The organism is Oceanobacillus sp. M60 (genome assembly GCF_053839645.1).
In genome coordinates, this window is sequence record NZ_JBSSNH010000002.1 from 532,615 (window position 1) to 547,925 (window position 15,311).

At 39.7% G+C, this 15,311-nt stretch carries 14 protein-coding genes; 5 read left to right on the forward strand and 9 right to left on the reverse strand.

Annotation, left to right across the window (positions count from 1 at the left end):
• Nucleotides 1–16 precede the first annotated feature (16 nt).
• The 5 genes from ACW0TQ_RS06785 to ACW0TQ_RS06805 form a co-directional block, all read right to left on the reverse strand.
• A complete protein-coding gene (locus tag ACW0TQ_RS06785; RefSeq protein WP_455725434.1) occupies nt 17–2,968 on the reverse strand; it encodes an AAA family ATPase in 2,952 nt (983 codons plus the stop codon).
• Nucleotides 2,965–4,179, reverse strand: coding sequence for a metallophosphoesterase family protein (locus ACW0TQ_RS06790; RefSeq protein ID WP_455725435.1), 1,215 nt, complete (start codon nt 4,177–4,179; stop codon nt 2,965–2,967). Before ACW0TQ_RS06790 ends, ACW0TQ_RS06785 begins: the two co-directional genes overlap by 4 nt.
• Nucleotides 4,180–4,314: 135 nt before the next feature.
• Nucleotides 4,315–4,614, reverse strand: coding sequence for a metal-sensing transcriptional repressor (locus tag ACW0TQ_RS06795; protein WP_042534650.1), 300 nt, complete (start codon nt 4,612–4,614; stop codon nt 4,315–4,317).
• Nucleotides 4,615–4,890: 276 nt separating this feature from the next.
• Complete coding sequence (locus ACW0TQ_RS06800) at nt 4,891–6,144, reverse strand: ABC transporter permease (RefSeq protein ID WP_042534653.1); 1,254 nt, start codon at nt 6,142–6,144, stop codon at nt 4,891–4,893.
• Nucleotides 6,137–7,033, reverse strand: a complete 897-nt coding sequence (locus ACW0TQ_RS06805; protein ID WP_042534654.1) for an ABC transporter ATP-binding protein — start codon at nt 7,031–7,033, stop codon at nt 6,137–6,139. Before ACW0TQ_RS06805 ends, ACW0TQ_RS06800 begins: the two co-directional genes overlap by 8 nt.
• Before the next feature lie 486 nt (nt 7,034–7,519).
• Here ACW0TQ_RS06805 and ACW0TQ_RS06810 point away from each other — a divergent pair, with 486 nt between their 5' ends.
• On the forward strand, nt 7,520–7,753 hold the full coding sequence (locus tag ACW0TQ_RS06810) for a hypothetical protein (RefSeq protein ID WP_175297069.1): 234 nt from the start codon (nt 7,520–7,522) through the stop codon (nt 7,751–7,753).
• Nucleotides 7,754–7,918: 165 nt separating this feature from the next.
• Nucleotides 7,919–8,104: a YhzD family protein gene (locus ACW0TQ_RS06815; RefSeq protein WP_042534658.1), complete on the forward strand. Its 186-nt coding sequence runs from the start codon at nt 7,919–7,921 to the stop codon at nt 8,102–8,104.
• Between the two features lie 62 nt (nt 8,105–8,166).
• On the opposite strand, the gene ACW0TQ_RS06820 is transcribed toward ACW0TQ_RS06815, so the two are convergent.
• Nucleotides 8,167–8,514, reverse strand: a complete 348-nt coding sequence (locus ACW0TQ_RS06820; protein ID WP_042534660.1) for a YlbF/YmcA family competence regulator — start codon at nt 8,512–8,514, stop codon at nt 8,167–8,169.
• A 164-nt stretch (nt 8,515–8,678) separates the two neighbouring features.
• Between ACW0TQ_RS06820 and ACW0TQ_RS06825 the strand changes: the two genes are divergently transcribed.
• The gene (locus ACW0TQ_RS06825) at nt 8,679–9,578 is read left to right on the forward strand and encodes a PucR family transcriptional regulator (protein WP_455725436.1); all 900 of its coding nucleotides are present in this window, start codon (nt 8,679–8,681) and stop codon (nt 9,576–9,578) included.
• Between the two features lie 111 nt (nt 9,579–9,689).
• A complete protein-coding gene (locus ACW0TQ_RS06830) occupies nt 9,690–10,787 on the forward strand; it encodes an ABC transporter ATP-binding protein (RefSeq protein ID WP_042534664.1) in 1,098 nt (365 codons plus the stop codon).
• Nucleotides 10,788–10,860: 73 nt separating this feature from the next.
• Here the strand turns inward: ACW0TQ_RS06830 and ACW0TQ_RS06835 are convergent, their stop codons facing one another.
• Complete coding sequence (locus ACW0TQ_RS06835) at nt 10,861–11,055, reverse strand: alpha/beta-type small acid-soluble spore protein (RefSeq protein WP_040981996.1); 195 nt, start codon at nt 11,053–11,055, stop codon at nt 10,861–10,863.
• A 146-nt stretch (nt 11,056–11,201) separates the two neighbouring features.
• A complete protein-coding gene (gene fumC / locus ACW0TQ_RS06840) occupies nt 11,202–12,587 on the reverse strand; it encodes a class II fumarate hydratase (protein ID WP_042534666.1) in 1,386 nt (461 codons plus the stop codon).
• 162 nt (nt 12,588–12,749) lie between these two features.
• Between fumC and ACW0TQ_RS06845 the strand changes: the two genes are divergently transcribed.
• The gene (locus tag ACW0TQ_RS06845) at nt 12,750–13,664 is read left to right on the forward strand and encodes a zinc dependent phospholipase C family protein (RefSeq protein ID WP_368900662.1); all 915 of its coding nucleotides are present in this window, start codon (nt 12,750–12,752) and stop codon (nt 13,662–13,664) included.
• A 54-nt stretch (nt 13,665–13,718) separates the two neighbouring features.
• Here ACW0TQ_RS06845 and ACW0TQ_RS06850 read toward each other — a convergent pair whose 3' ends face one another.
• On the reverse strand, nt 13,719–15,029 hold the full coding sequence (locus tag ACW0TQ_RS06850; protein WP_246529051.1) for an MFS transporter: 1,311 nt from the start codon (nt 15,027–15,029) through the stop codon (nt 13,719–13,721).
• Nucleotides 15,030–15,311: the final 282 nt, after the last annotated feature.

Genomic DNA, 15,311 nt, shown 5'->3' on the forward strand with positions numbered 1-15,311 from the left:
TTTTCCTCCCTCCAAATCAAGCATCCCTAGCATTAAGATGAATGATTTCTCCATTTGCAGCTTCAGCCAGCTCTCTATGGCATGTAAATACAATAACCTGCTGATTTTCCGCCATCCGCTCCAGTACCTGTTGCATACGTTCTGAACGTTTCCCGTCAAAATGCACTAAAACATCGTCCATCAGAAATGGCAGACCGCTCGCTTTTGCCATCACCTCATTAATCGCAAGGCGCAGGGAAATATAAAGCTGATCTCTTGTTCCCTGAGAAAGCTCCTCCACGCGAAACCGCCGTTTTTCCCTGCTGTTTTCTACTTGAAAAGGCTGCTCTGCTGCAGGTGAATATATTGTATCATATTGATTTCTAGTAATCTCTTTAAAATAGATTTGGGCGGTTTCAATTACAAGCGACAAGTATTTATCCTTGTATTGGCTTTTCGCAGCAGCCAGCATCCGTAAAGCTGTTTTTTGTACAGCCCAGGTTCTGACCAAGTCCTCCAGTTCTTCCTTCTCCATTGCCAGCTGGTGCATTTGCAGAGATATATCCTCCGCTCTTTCCAGCTGTTCAATACGTAATTTCAATTCTGCCTGCTGACTCTTTAGTTGTTCTAACGCTTCTTCCTCATCCGCTAAAGCCAGCTCTAATTCTTTTTTCTTTTTATAATGGTCAGCACCCTCTATGGAAACATTTATCCATTCCTGCTGCCATTTCTCCGGAAGCAGGATGTGGATTCTTTCTCTCAGTTCTTCTTGTCTGGCGTACAGTTTATTATATTGTTCTTTTCTTGTCTTCTTTTCAAAATAAACTTCTACAGACTCCACTTCTGCCATATTTAACAGTTTATCTATTTCTTTCTTATCATGGTTTCTTTTTTGGATGAAAGCTGCCTGTTTATTGCTGGTGTCCTTTATAAATTGATTCAGCTGCTGAAGCTCATGCTGGCGCTGCTGTTCTTGCTGTTCTATTTCTTCAAGGGCATGCATTATTTCATCCATATGAGTCTGCTCCGCCAGCCCTTTATGCTTCAGCCAACTCTTGGCCTGGTCTGAAAACTGCTCTATCCGTTCTTTTACTCTGACTAATCCTGTATAGATATGCTGCTTTTCATTCGTCAGCTGAAGCAGCTTTTGTAATAAATGGTAAATATCCTGCCAATAAAAGACATCGATGGATTGTAAAAATGGAAACTGATTTTGCTGCTTCCGTCTGCCCTCTTCTAATTTATTTTGCTGCTTGATTAGGTTAGATTCAGCCGTACCCTTCACTTTTAGCTGATGAATCGTTTCTCGTAACGTCTCATTTAAAGCAGAGAGCTTACTGCGCAATATTTGCTGCTTTTCCAAAATTTCCTGTGCTTCCAGATATTCTGCTTCTGTCACGTCCATTTCCTGTTCAGAGGGGGCGGTCTGCCAGCTTTCCTGCTGCTGTTTTAATTTTTGGATATCCTGCTGTTGTACATGCCGGAAATAATATATACCAATTCCACCTGCCAGGCTTAATAAAAAAAGCCACGGCATGCTTCTTGCATATCCAATAAAGGCTGCTGCCAAGGAAATCCCTATTCCAACAGCTGTAAATCTTTTTGTTTGCTTCTGCTTCTCTTCTATCATTTGACCAAGCATTTGATGCATATACTGTTGCTGTGTTTCGCTGCGTTGATTGGTCTGGTGATAAGCTTGGATCCGCTGTTTTAATTCATCTACGTGCACGTCAGCAAGCAGTTCTTTTTCTGCTTGCTTCTGCTCCTCCTCCATTCGTGCTTTTTCCTGGGCCAAATGGTCTTTCTGCTGTTGATTATCAGCGATGCTTTTTTGTACATTTCCCAGCTCTTCACGTAATGCCGCCCATTCCTTTTCAAGATAAAACGGTAATTCCAGCTGTTCTAAATCTTCAGCGGTTATACGAATCTGCTTTTCCTGAATCATCTCTGTAATTTCACGGGCTTTATACTGATAATCCTCTTCCAACGTTTTCTTTCGTTCTATCATAAAGGTTATTTCTGCTTTTTGATTCAGGAAATGATTTAATTTTTCTTTTTCTCCGTCCTGCAGGGAAATCGTTTCTAAATCTTGTTTTTTCTCCATATACGTGTCTAAGGTAGCCTGATGGGAGCTGATTTCTCTGTCTGCCTGATTCATATCTGCATGGATTGTCTCTATTTGCTTCTGATAATCTAATGAAAAATCACGGACATCCGCCAGTTTTTGCAATTCTTCGGAAACACGAAGCATTTCTTTTCGTATAGGCAGTATTTTTTCCAGCTGCTTTTCTCTTTCCAGCTGTTCATTTTTCTCTGCAATCTGCTCTTTTTTCAACCTATGTTTATTTTCCAATGCACGCATTTTTTCTATTTGTTCTTTATATGATTTTTCCAGCTGCTTGCTTTCTCCAGTCTGTTTATCTTTGATTCGTAACGCACTTAGTTTTTCATTGATAACCGGCTTGGTGCCAGAAGGCTTAAATTGCTTCTGCAGCTCTGCCTGCAGCTTCTTTTCCACTTTATAAATCGCTGTTGAACCTGTTAAACCGACACTTAATAGAAGCTCACTGATATCCGATTCATTCATATCCTGCATCACGGTTAAATCTTGATTAGAAAAGGAATAAATCGATTGAAAGGTTTCCAGATTCATATTTCCCAAAAAAGCTCCGAACCAGGTCATGTCTCTTTCCGCTCCAACGTTATCAAAGCATCTGACCTCAGACGCATCCAACCGTTCAATCATTATATTTCCTTCCGCAGGATGCTCTAATATCATCCTTCCTCCTAATTTACTGCTGGTTTTGGGACGATAAAAATCACATTGCTTTTTGGACATTCCAAAAAGCATATATAAAATAAATTGATGCAGGGTTGTCTTCCCGGCTTCATTATCGCCTAAGAGCGTTATCAAATTAGAACCAGAGAAGGAGAAAGACTGGTCGACCCATCTGCCAAAGCCGTAAATCGTAATTTCCTTTATCCTCACTTTGCTCTCTCCTTCCGCAATAGCGTATTCAGCAGCTTATAAGCATCCGATTTAATCGTCTGTTCCTCTTCCTCCGACAGAGGGGATAAAAACTTTCGCGCATCCTTGTGATGATAAATTTCATTTAATCCTTCCTGAATAAATGCCATATCAGCTTCTTCTAATATATCTTCTAAAAAAGCGTCTTTCAGCTGAGCTGGTTCTTCCTCCAAAACAAGCTGATAACGGTAAATATACTGCCATGGAAAAGCTTCTGTCAAAGATTCATTTATCACTTCAACTAACTCTTGAACAAGGATATCATCCGGGGAAAATGCATCATTTTCTCTTGCAGTTATGTTCAAATACAATAAGCTTGGAACACTGTGTTCCGGCAATTGCCTCATAATGGCTTTTTCTGCTTGAGAAGGAGTGAGACAATCCCGAATGTCCACCTGTGCTTCTTCATAACGGATTGCCTGAAGCGGCAGGAAGGTTTGCTTTACCTGATGTCTGCTTAAGTTAACCAGATAACAGCCTTTTTCTCCCGTCTCCTTTCGGTGCCTCCCTTGTATATTGCCCGGATAAATAACCGGAGGATCTGTATGGAGCTGCTGCCGTTTATGTATATGGCCCAATGCCCAATAATCCATGCGTTTGTTTAACAGGTCTTTCAGCTGGAATGGCGCATAAGAGTCGTGCTCTGTATTTGTTGCCACGCTGCCATGCAGCATAGCGATATGAAGTGGAAATTCATCCTCTGTCCGTTCATATTCTGAAGATTTATTTTCATATACAGCTCTATTTTCATAGCTGAATCCGTATATAGACGCAGCCGCTTCTCCATTCTTATAAAAAGGAATAGATGTTACGGATTCATCAGGAAAGATATATACATTATCGGGGTATTCCACGACAAAGGCATCCCCTTTTCTGAAATCATGGTTTCCATAAGATAAAAATACTGCAATATTTTCATCGGCCAGCCTTTCAAATGCGCGTCGCAGTCTTATTTGCGCTTTTAAGCTTTGTGATTCTTGATCGTACAGATCACCTGTTAATAAAACAAAATCTACCTTATTGTTTATCGCTTCATCAACCAGGTGATTCAAAGCAGTAAATGTGCTTTCTTGAATTTCTTTAAATAGATTGGCAGGCACATGCCTCAGGCCTTTAAATAAGCTGTCTAAATGTAAATCAGCTGCATGAATAAAAGTAACTGCTGCATTCACTGTCTCCACTCCCAGTTTTATGATATCCTTATTTTAACAGAGGCAATAACAGAATGCACGTTCTATCCGCTGATTATTCTCCAGCACAATAAAAAAAGCCTACCGTACGTGTAGACTTTTATCATGATTTATTTATTATTTTGTAAACTGATTCAGCACATCCATCAGTTCGTCAATTGCTTCATCGCCTTCTCCAGATTTCACAGCATCGCTGACACAATGCTTGATGTGACGTTCAGCAACTTCAAATCCAACACGCTTTAACGCGGAATTAATCGCACTGATTTGAACAAGAATATCTACACAGTATCTATCTTCATCAATCATCTTTTGAATACCGCGGACCTGACCTTCAATTCGTTTTAAACGATTTGTCACTGCTTTTTTCTCGGCATCTGTTCTTGGTTTCAATGTATGCTCATGTAAGGAATCCATCGTATCCCTCCTTTAATCTTCTCTTTTAATATACCACCCTACCGTATATATGTCAATGCAGAAGACTTCTGCTTAAAAGTCCATTATATCATTAATCAAAATAAAACGTATCCTGAACAGGAGTTATTTTTAGAGTCTGTTTCTATAGGTTTGTATAAATCATCCTGCTGATAATTTCTTCCGGTTCAACCATCATTATCTTTCCCGTTACTCCTTTAAAATAACCGCTTCATATGCCACACAGGCAAAGCGGTTATTTTAAAATCAATCATACAGCTATTCTTTTTTTGATAAATTGATGGCACGTTTAAAATCTTTTAACGATCCTGATTTGCCATACATCAGTACCCCGCCTTTGTATACGCGGGCTGCCAATGCAGCAAACAAAGCAATCGTTACAATCATAATCCCGATAGACAAACCAATTTCCCAAAATGGGATATTGAGCATACCGATACGTAAAAACATTATCATCGGCGTAAAGAATGGGATATAGGATGTCACCGTAATCAATGTTGATTCAGGCATACCCAGACCTGTCATTGCAATGACAAAGGCAATGACAATCAGCATCGTCATCGGCATAATCAATTGATTAACATCCTCAATCCGGCTGACTAACGATCCGAGCATGGCCGCCAGAGTTGCATAGAGGAAATAGCCTAATAGGAAAAAGACAATTGCATAAATGTAAATAACCGGATCATTATCCATAATTCCCATTACTTCAAAAAATTCCCCTGCTGCAGAATCTTGATTTGCTTGAATGGCAAAGTAACCTCCGCCCAGCAGGATAATCATTTGTGTCAATCCTAACAAAGCAATCCCGACAATCTTTCCAAACATATGCATCATAGGCGGAGCACTGGAGATAAGAAGCTCCATGACGCGGGATGATTTTTCTGTTGCAACATCTGTAGCAATCATCTGACCGTATAGAAGAACGGTCATATACAGAACAAACAGCATGACATATACCAGACCTCGAGATTGATTCATTTCTTCTGCTGTTCTGGCACTGTCATCCAGCTGCTCTGTCTGCAGGCTCACCGGGGCATAAATCATATCTAACGTTTGCTGGTCAATTCCCGCCTCCTGCGTTCCAACAACCACCTTCAGCTGCTGCAAAATCTGCTCAATTTCTACCTGTTCGCCCGTTTCCGAAATACGGTTCGCATAATAGTCTCCTTCGGGCAGATTATTTTCATCGGCAGCAATGACAAGCAAGCCATCATATTCTTCAGCAGAGACTGCATCCTTCGCTTCTTCCTCTGTTCCTTCAAAATTCTCAAAGGCAATTCCGGCGCCTTCACTTATCCCTTCCCCCTGCAAATAATCACCGTATATTCCGGATTCATCGATGACAAGCACTTGATCCGATTCTTCATCACCTGAAAACATATCAATAATAGAGGATATATTTGCAAAACCAATAATGATAGCTAATGTAATTGCCGTGGTAATAATAAATGATTTCGATTTTACCCGCGAAAGATACGTATGACCAACAATCGTCCAGAATTTATTCATAGGAAGCACCTACCTTTTCAATAAAGATATCATTTAAAGAAGGCTCTTCAATTTCAAATTTCCGGACAAAGCCTTTCCCTTGCAGCTCTGAAAATATATCTTGTGCAATTTGTTCATCCTCAATCTGCAATGCACATCCATCCGGCAGTTCTTTATAAGAAGCCACACCTTGATAATTCTTTAAAAATTCTGTTGAAAAATCACCGCGGATATCAAGATTTTTCTTTCCAAAGCTGTGTTTGATTTCGCGTAAGGAGCCATGAACAACTGGCGTTCCTTTTTGCAGAATACAGATATGCTGGCACATTTCCTCGACATGCTCCATCTGGTGAGAAGAGAAAACAATCGACGTCCCCTGATTTTTTAAATCTTTGACAGCATTTTTCAGCATTTCTACATTGACTGGATCTAATCCAGAAAATGGCTCATCTAATATTAACAGTTTAGGCTCATGAATCACGGCAGAAATAAACTGTATTTTCTGTTGATTCCCTTTAGACAGCTCCTGCACTTTTTTATCTAAGTACTCCGGTACTTTAAACCGTTCCAGCCATTCATCCAGCTTTTTAAGAACCTCTTGTTTTTTCATTCCCCGCAGCCGTCCTAAATAAATAATTTGCTCTTTCACCGTTAATTTCGGATACAGCCCTCTTTCTTCCGGCAAATACCCAATTAAATGACTCTCATTATAAGAAATCGGGCCGCCGTCCCAGGTAATATCGCCGGATGTTTTATCCAGCAGGCCGAGAATCATACGAAATGTTGTTGTTTTGCCTGCCCCGTTTCCGCCTAAAAACCCAAACATTTCTCTTTCAGGAATTTCCAGAGATAAATTGTTTACTGCAGTATGATTTCCAAACCGTTTTGTGACATTTGATAGCTTTAGCACATACTTCTCTCCCTTCTGTTGACTATACAATTGAACGAATCAAAAGGTTCATATAACTTTTCAAATTTTTATTCATCCACTTGTTATACGTACAAACATATCCATTCGTTTCATTTTTTTATTATATCTATCCTGTTTACTATCATTACCTCCCCGGCGCTTCTATCTAAATCATTATGATTAGAAAACCAAGAGCACCACTTGGTCTTTAAATCACCAGTGTCCTCGCCGAAGCGATGTCCGCTGCGGGAAGTCGCTTTCCGCGGGCAACGGATCAGCCTCCTCGGAAGAAAATCACTTCCTGCGGGGTCTTCACCTGTTGCTTTTCCCGCAGGAGTCGGCTTCCCTCCGCTCCCATCTAAGAAGAATTATGTTTTATTTGCTTTCTTTCAAAGAAATGAAGCTAATTCTAGCGACGCTTTTTGATGGGACGAGTAATCGCAGTCCCAGAAGAAATACACGGAGACTCCTGTGGGAATGCGCAGGGTGAAGACCCCGCAGGAAAAAAGTGAATTTCTTTTTTTCTACCCTCAGAGCATAAGTGCGACTTTAGCTCTGTCTGCGCCTGTCGGCTTGCCAATTGCTAAGTCTTCTTTTCACCCTCGGGGCATAAGTGCGACTTTAGCTCTGTCTGCGCCTGTCGGCTTGCCAATTGCTAAGTCTTCTTTAGAGGAGATGAGCTCGGGCCCATGGAAAGTGGAGTTTATTTCTGGGGCCTAAGATTACTCACCCCATGAAACCCGTTGGAGCGGCTATATTCAGCATTTTTTATATACTTCTTATTCTTCAAGAAAAAATGAATACCAATTCATAACTATTGCAAGAAGTATTTCATCTGTTTTATAATTTAGAGTAAAGCGATTACATTTTGGAGGGGGTCATTCGATGGGGACATATTATTTAACGGTATTTTCACAATCAGGAGAAAAACTGCTTGATACACAATTTGATGCTTCCACGCATGCAGAAGCAAAGGAAATTGGAAAGGAAAAGCTGGATAAAGAGGGGTACGCTGAACATACACATCGATGTGTCAGCCCAAATGCTAAGCTGGTGCTCTTTCATCGTTAAAAAGTTAAAATCCCTGCTGCTGCAAAAGGTAAAGCAGCGGCAGGGATGTATCCGTTCATTTTTTATTCAGCTGCACCATAAAGTTCTTCTAATGGTTTTGTAATGGTTTGAGAGATTTCATTAATCACATTGTTTAGTTTCTGCTCTTCTTCCATTAATTTTGAGATGGCATCATGCTGTTGAACCGTCTCAACGATTTGTCTTGCTTTTTCAATTTCTTCTTCAGAAATATCTTGACCTTGCATATGCTTTTCCTGCAGGTTTAATTGTGTTTCACGGAAGTTTTCAAACATTTGCTTTGCAATTTCGTCAGACATTACTGCTTCATAAGCTTGTTTTAAATCCTGAAATTCTTTGCTTTCACGAAGTGCTTGTTCTAATTGATTTGCTTGTTCTTGTAAATTTGACATTAATATAACTCCTCCTTCATCGTCTCTTGCTACTATAACAAAGCTGTTAACGTATGTATAGCCATATCTATTTAATGGATTAAAAAATAAATCCTGCATTTTCATAGTATAATAAAAGCAGCATGCAATAGAACTGCTATCTCAGTTTAAAAGGAGGAATACGATTGCATTTACAACGATTGAAGAAGCTTTACCCCAGTTTGACAGAGCTTCCCAAAAACCAGAAAGAAGTAAACCCTGATTTTAAGTGGTACCAACTGGAAAATACCGTTATCGGTATTGATAATAAAGAATTAACAGACAGAGATAAAATCCTTCTGGGCACTTTTCTTACTTCTTACCATGTTCAGTTTCCCATTCAAACACCTAAAGAAAAACAGTGGGAAGCACGGATTCACCGGCAAAAAGACGCAAACCTTGGTAAAGCCGGGCGCTACCGTTTTATTTTTTTTCGAATCGAACAAGGACAGATTGATACAAATGTATTCAGAAAAACGTTACAGGAATTTTTTTCAGGAGATTTATCTATATTATGGAATCATACAAATGAAGGGTTTATTATCGAGGAACCGGCCAGTTTTTTAGAGGAGGGCATCACTTATCACCAGATCGCCGATACATTAACAGGTGAATTATATGTGAAAATCATGTTTTTCATCGGCCCCTACTTAGAAAATGATAAAGACTTGGCAGACTGCATAGAGCAAATTACCACCATGGCAGAGAGAAGCTTTCGAAAAATGGACACAGCTGTGATTGATTATACCGAGGTATACCCTTCGTTTCTTATTGAAATTCTTTCCCATAAGCAACGGCAGCAATTAAGTGAATGGGTTTTGAAAGAGTTTTTAACAGACCCGGAGGCTTTAGAAACGATTCGAATGTTTATTCAATGTAATTTAAATGTATCTGAAACAGCAAAGAATTTATATATCCACAGGAACAGCCTGCAGTATCGACTCGATAAATTTTATGAAAGTACAGGCATTGATATCAAGCAGTTTGATAATGCATTTACCGTTTATTTAGCCATTTTAGCAAATATGCACAATATCCAGTCATAATTTTGTGCAACATCTCCATATTGTTTTTACAGCTTTTTCAGTAAAATTAAAAACATAAGAAAAACGCTTTCATTTTATTTTAACACTAAATCATTTTAAGGAGATGTCATCATGGCAGAATTAAAATTAAATCATATTCAAAAGAAATACGATAAGGATGTATTAGCGGTAAAAGATTTCAACTTACATATTCAAGATAAGGAATTTATTGTATTTGTCGGGCCATCCGGGTGCGGGAAATCAACTACATTGCGCATGATTGCCGGCTTGGAAGAAATATCTGACGGGGAACTGTATATTGATGAGAAATTAATGAATGATGTTTCACCAAAAGATCGCGATATCGCAATGGTATTCCAAAACTATGCCTTATACCCTCATATGAATGTATATGATAATATGGCATTCGGACTTAAGCTTCGCAAATTTAAAAAAGAAGAAATCAAAAAACGTGTTGATCAAGCGGCTAAAATTTTAGGATTAGAAGCATACTTAGACAGAAAACCAAAAGCATTATCCGGCGGACAAAGACAGCGTGTTGCTTTAGGACGTGCGATTGTCCGGGATGCCAAGGTATTCCTGATGGACGAACCTTTATCTAACCTGGATGCAAAATTGCGTGTGCAAATGCGTGCAGAGATCCAAAAGCTGCACCAGCGACTGCAAACCACAACTATCTATGTGACTCACGACCAGACCGAAGCAATGACAATGGCAACAAGACTCGTTGTAATGAAAGATGGTGTTATTCAGCAGGTTGGTGCTCCTAAGGATGTGTATGACTTACCGGAAAACATTTTTGTAGGCGGGTTTATCGGATCTCCATCTATGAATTTCTTTACTGGCACATTGCAGGGAGACAAGTTCCAAATCGGTGACCATTCCTTCCTAATTCCGCAGCCAAAGCTTGCACCGCTGAAAGAACAGGGCTATGAAGGAAAAGAGCTGACTATCGGTGTTCGTCCGGAAGATATTCATGATGAATTAGTCTTCTTAGAATCCTCTCCTGAGTCTAAATTGACAGCCAAAATTGAGGTTGCGGAATTGATGGGAGCAGAATCTATTCTTTATTCCAGTATCGATAATCAAGAATTTGTTGCGCGCGTCGATTCTCGTGCAGATATTCAAGGCGGGGATGAATTAGAGCTTTCCTTTGATATGAATAAGGTCCACTTCTTTGATAATGAGAGTGAACAGCGGATACGTTAAGACAGAAGATATTGGTAAAGGGGAACTCATTATAAGTTCCCCTTTTTAGCCAGTAATATTTTATTTAATAAAATTATTTACCATGCATTTGTTGTTGAGCAGTCTGCACTAGGCGTTTTGTGATTTCTCCACCTACAGAACCGTTTGCACGAGAAGTTGAATCTGCACCAAGGTTTACACCAAATTCTTGAGCGATTTCATATTTCATTTGATCAAGAGCTTGTTGTACTCCAGGCACTACTAATTGGTTTGAATTGTTGTTTGCCATGATTATCACCTCCTGTACAAGTATCTTCTGCAGTTTCGTCCAACTTATGATAGCTAATTTTTGGAAATTAAAAAAGCTGAACCCTATGCATGGATTCAGCTTTTTGATTGCTTCATGTTCGTATTCAAAAGTACTGCTTTCTAAGCTTATTTGGGATGTGTCATTTCCTCTGGTCTTACATACTCATCAAATTGTTCAGCAGTCAATAAACCAAGCCTAACTGCTGTCTCTTTTAATGTTGCATTATCTGCAAATGCTGTTTTGGCGATTTTTGCAGCATTTTCATAACCGATATGCGGGTTTAAAGCAGTTACCAGCATTAATGATCCATGCAGGTTTTTCTCAATTTGCTCCAGGTCCGCTTCAATTCCGACCGCACAGCGCTCATCAAAGGAAAGAATGCTATCTGCCAGCAATTGGCTGGATTGCAGGAAGTTATAGGCAATCACCGGTTTAAAGACGTTTAGTTCAAAATTCCCTTGACTGGCAGCAAATCCGATTGCCGCATCATTTCCCATCACCTGTGTCGCTACCATCGTTACGGCTTCACTTTGTGTCGGATTTACTTTTCCTGGCATGATCGAGCTTCCAGGCTCATTTGCCGGTATCGTAATTTCTCCAATACCACAACGCGGTCCGCTCGCTAACCAGCGTACATCATTGGCAATTTTCATCATATCTGCAGCAAGACCTTTTAACGCCCCATGCGCATAAACCGTCTCATCATGGCTCGTTAATGCATGGAATTTGTTTTTAGCAGAAATAAATGTTTTATCAGTATATGCTGAAATAGCTTTACAAACCTTTTCTGAAAAATCCGGATGTGCATTTAAACCCGTTCCGACAGCTGTTCCACCGATAGCCAGCTCCCGCAGATGTTCATTACTCTCTTTAATCATGGTGTATGATTTTTCTAACATCCGGTGCCAGCCGCTGATTTCCTGGCCTAACGTCAATGGTGTTGCATCCTGCAAGTGGGTCCGCCCTATTTTTACAATGTCCGTAAATTTATTTTGTTTTTCTTCCAGTGTGTCCTTGAGTTGCTTCACGGCAGGAAGTACGGTATCTTCCAATTTCAATACAGCTGCTACATGCATCGCTGTAGGGTATGTATCATTTGAACTTTGTGATTTATTTACATCATCATTCGGATGAAGTTTTAACTCGCTCCCCTGCTCTTGAAGCCATTGATTACCAACATACGCCAATACTTCATTTACATTCATATTTGACTGTGTTCCGCTTCCTGTTTGCCATACTACTAATGGAAAATGGTCATTTAATTTATCTGCTAATACTTGGTCTGCAGCATATTTTATTGCTTCCGCTTTTTCTTCCTCCATTAACCCCAGTTCAAAGTTGGCAACAGCTGTACTTCTTTTTAAAATTGCAAACGCTTTAATGATTTCGACAGGCATAGTTTCCTGACCAATCGGGAAATTCTGTTTACTGCGTTGTGTCTGCGCTCCCCAATATTTGTCGGCCGGCACCTTAATTTCCCCGATAGTATCTTTTTCAACACGATAATCCATCCTAATTCCTCCTTGAACTTTTCCTCGAATCATATCTAGTGTATCAAATTTTTTGATTTTTTTCGATTTCTTTTTCATGATATGATAAGAATAAGCATATTTCCAGAGAATATCAGCTATTTTTACGTATACCAATTGAATTGAAGAAAGGAAGAATAAATCATGCCGAATATCTGGACACATATTTTTTTCGCAGAAGATGCTTGCAATGCATTATCCTGGGATATCCACCATTCCCCTTCCAGACATGCTCTCTTTCTAGGCGCTCAAGGACCTGACCCTTTCTTTTATTACCGATTCTGGCCATGGCTTTCCAGTCAAAAGACCGGACAGGAAATCGGCAACACATTGCACACAAAAGAATGCGGCCCTTTTCTAATATACCTGATTGAACAGGCTCAGGAAGGGTCTGATGAAGTAAAAGCCTATGTGGCAGGTTTTATCACCCACCATCTGCTGGACCGTCATACACACCCTTATATCCATTACCGGGCCGGGTATCAGGGCAGTAAACACCAAAAGCTGGAAACCCTTATTGATACGAAAATGGCTTTAGACACACGTAAAATGGAACTGTGGAAGCATGCGGCATATGCAGAAATCAATGTTGGTGACACATTGCCTGTATCCATTTTATACATATTAGATGATGCTATCCGCAGGTTTCACCCCGAATTATCTTTTCAGACGAAGGATATTCAGATTGCTTACCAGGATATGATTACTGCTCAAAAACTTTTTGCAGACTCGGGCGGCTGGAAAAATAAAATCTTAAAAGCTTTTATCAGTTCTTATTCTCATCAGCCCATCCATGAAAATATCGATTATCTTAATGAAGAAAATAAGCTGTGGGTGCATGCAGCTACTGGAGAAAAACGGGAGGAAAGCTTTGCAGAGTTATATACGGATGCATTAAATGATGCTGTCAGCCTGCTTCCTTTGGTTACGGATTATTGGAATGAAGGCGGAGAATCAGTAAAAGCGCAGCTTATCCGCCGTATCGGCAATATTTCATATGATACCGGCACACCTGTAGCGAATCATGATATAAACCGCTTTAGTGTACCAATTATATAAGAAAAAGAAGCACATGCTCTTTGGTTCAAGACTCCTCTCAGCATGTGCTTATCTTTATTGCGGGCGTACGTTGACTTCCTCTTTTTTATTCGAAGCTCTCCTTGCCTCTTCTATTCCTTTATCAATATCCACGAATTTCAAGAGAATGATTCCGATAATAAAGAAGAAAATAAGCGATAAAATGCCTAAGCGGCTGTTTCCCGTCAATTGTCCAATAAGCGCAAATATAAATGGGCCGACTACTGCCGCGAACTTGGATGAAATACCATAAAATCCAAAAAACTCCGCATGCTTTCCAGTTGGTATCATACGTCCAAAAATGGAGCGGCTCAATGATTGTGCTCCTCCTTGAACCATTCCTACAATAATTGCCAGCATATAAAAATGAAGAGCAGTGCTCATAAAATAACCAATAATGACTATTCCTAAATAGATGTACAATGTGATAAATAATGCTTTCTTTGCTGTAATCTTTGTTGCCAGCCAACCGAAAAAGAAGGTAAATGGTATGCCGACAAATTGGGTAATCAATAACGCAATAATCAAATCATTCTGACCAATCCCAATCTCACTTCCATAAACAGTTGCCATTCGGATGATGGTAGAAATTCCATCATTATAAAGCCAAAATGCAATCAGAAAAATAGCCAGCTGTTTAAATTGCTTTATCTCCCGGAAGGTGTTTCCGACTCTGGAAAAACCAATGGCTATATATGATTTTTCCCGCTTTACTTTCTCTTTTTTCTCTTCTTTTATATTTTTCAGGAGCGGAATCGTAAAAATCAGCCACCAGATACCTACAGAAGCAAGCGAAATTCTGGTTGCCCATTCTGTATCAGGAATCCCGAACCAGGATGGGTTTAATATCATCATCACATTAACAGCTAATAAAATACCGCCTCCAATATATCCATAGGCAAAACCGCCTGATGATACTTTGTCCATCTCTTCTTTTTCAACAATCTCCGGTAAAAATCCATCATAAAAAATATTACCGCCCGAAAATCCAATCGAACCAATAATGAATAATAAAGAGGCCAATAAATAATCTCCCTCACTGATGAAGATCATTAAAATACTTGCAATAATCCCCATAAATGCGAAAAAACGAAGAAATTTTTTCTTTGCTGCTGAAAAATCACTGATGGCACCAAGTATCGGTGCAAGAATAGCTACAATCAGCACAGAGATAGATTGTGAATATCCCCAATAGCTTGTTGCTAAATGATCATCCAGACCAGATGCAGCAACTGTTGAATAATAAACGGGTAGTACTGCAGCCATCATCGTTGTTGCAAAAGCTGAATTCCCGAAATCGTACATCATCCAGCTGCGCTGTATTTTCTTTCTCGATTTTGCGTCCACTTTATCCCCCTCCTTTACTTGCATTATAATGGATTTATTTGGTTAATCCTATCTATTTTTTTAATTTAATATTATTTCTTAAAAAAACCTATATTCCGTCTTTTCTGCATGCAGTATATGCTGACATGAATGTTCTCACAACTGCTATTTACTTGGAGCGTGCAAAAGATAACTGCCATACTCCAAATAAAAAAACAAGAATACCGCTTGGTCTTTAAAACATCGGTGTCCTTGTCGAAGAGATGTCCGCTACGGGAAGTCGCTTTCCGTGGGCAACGGCTC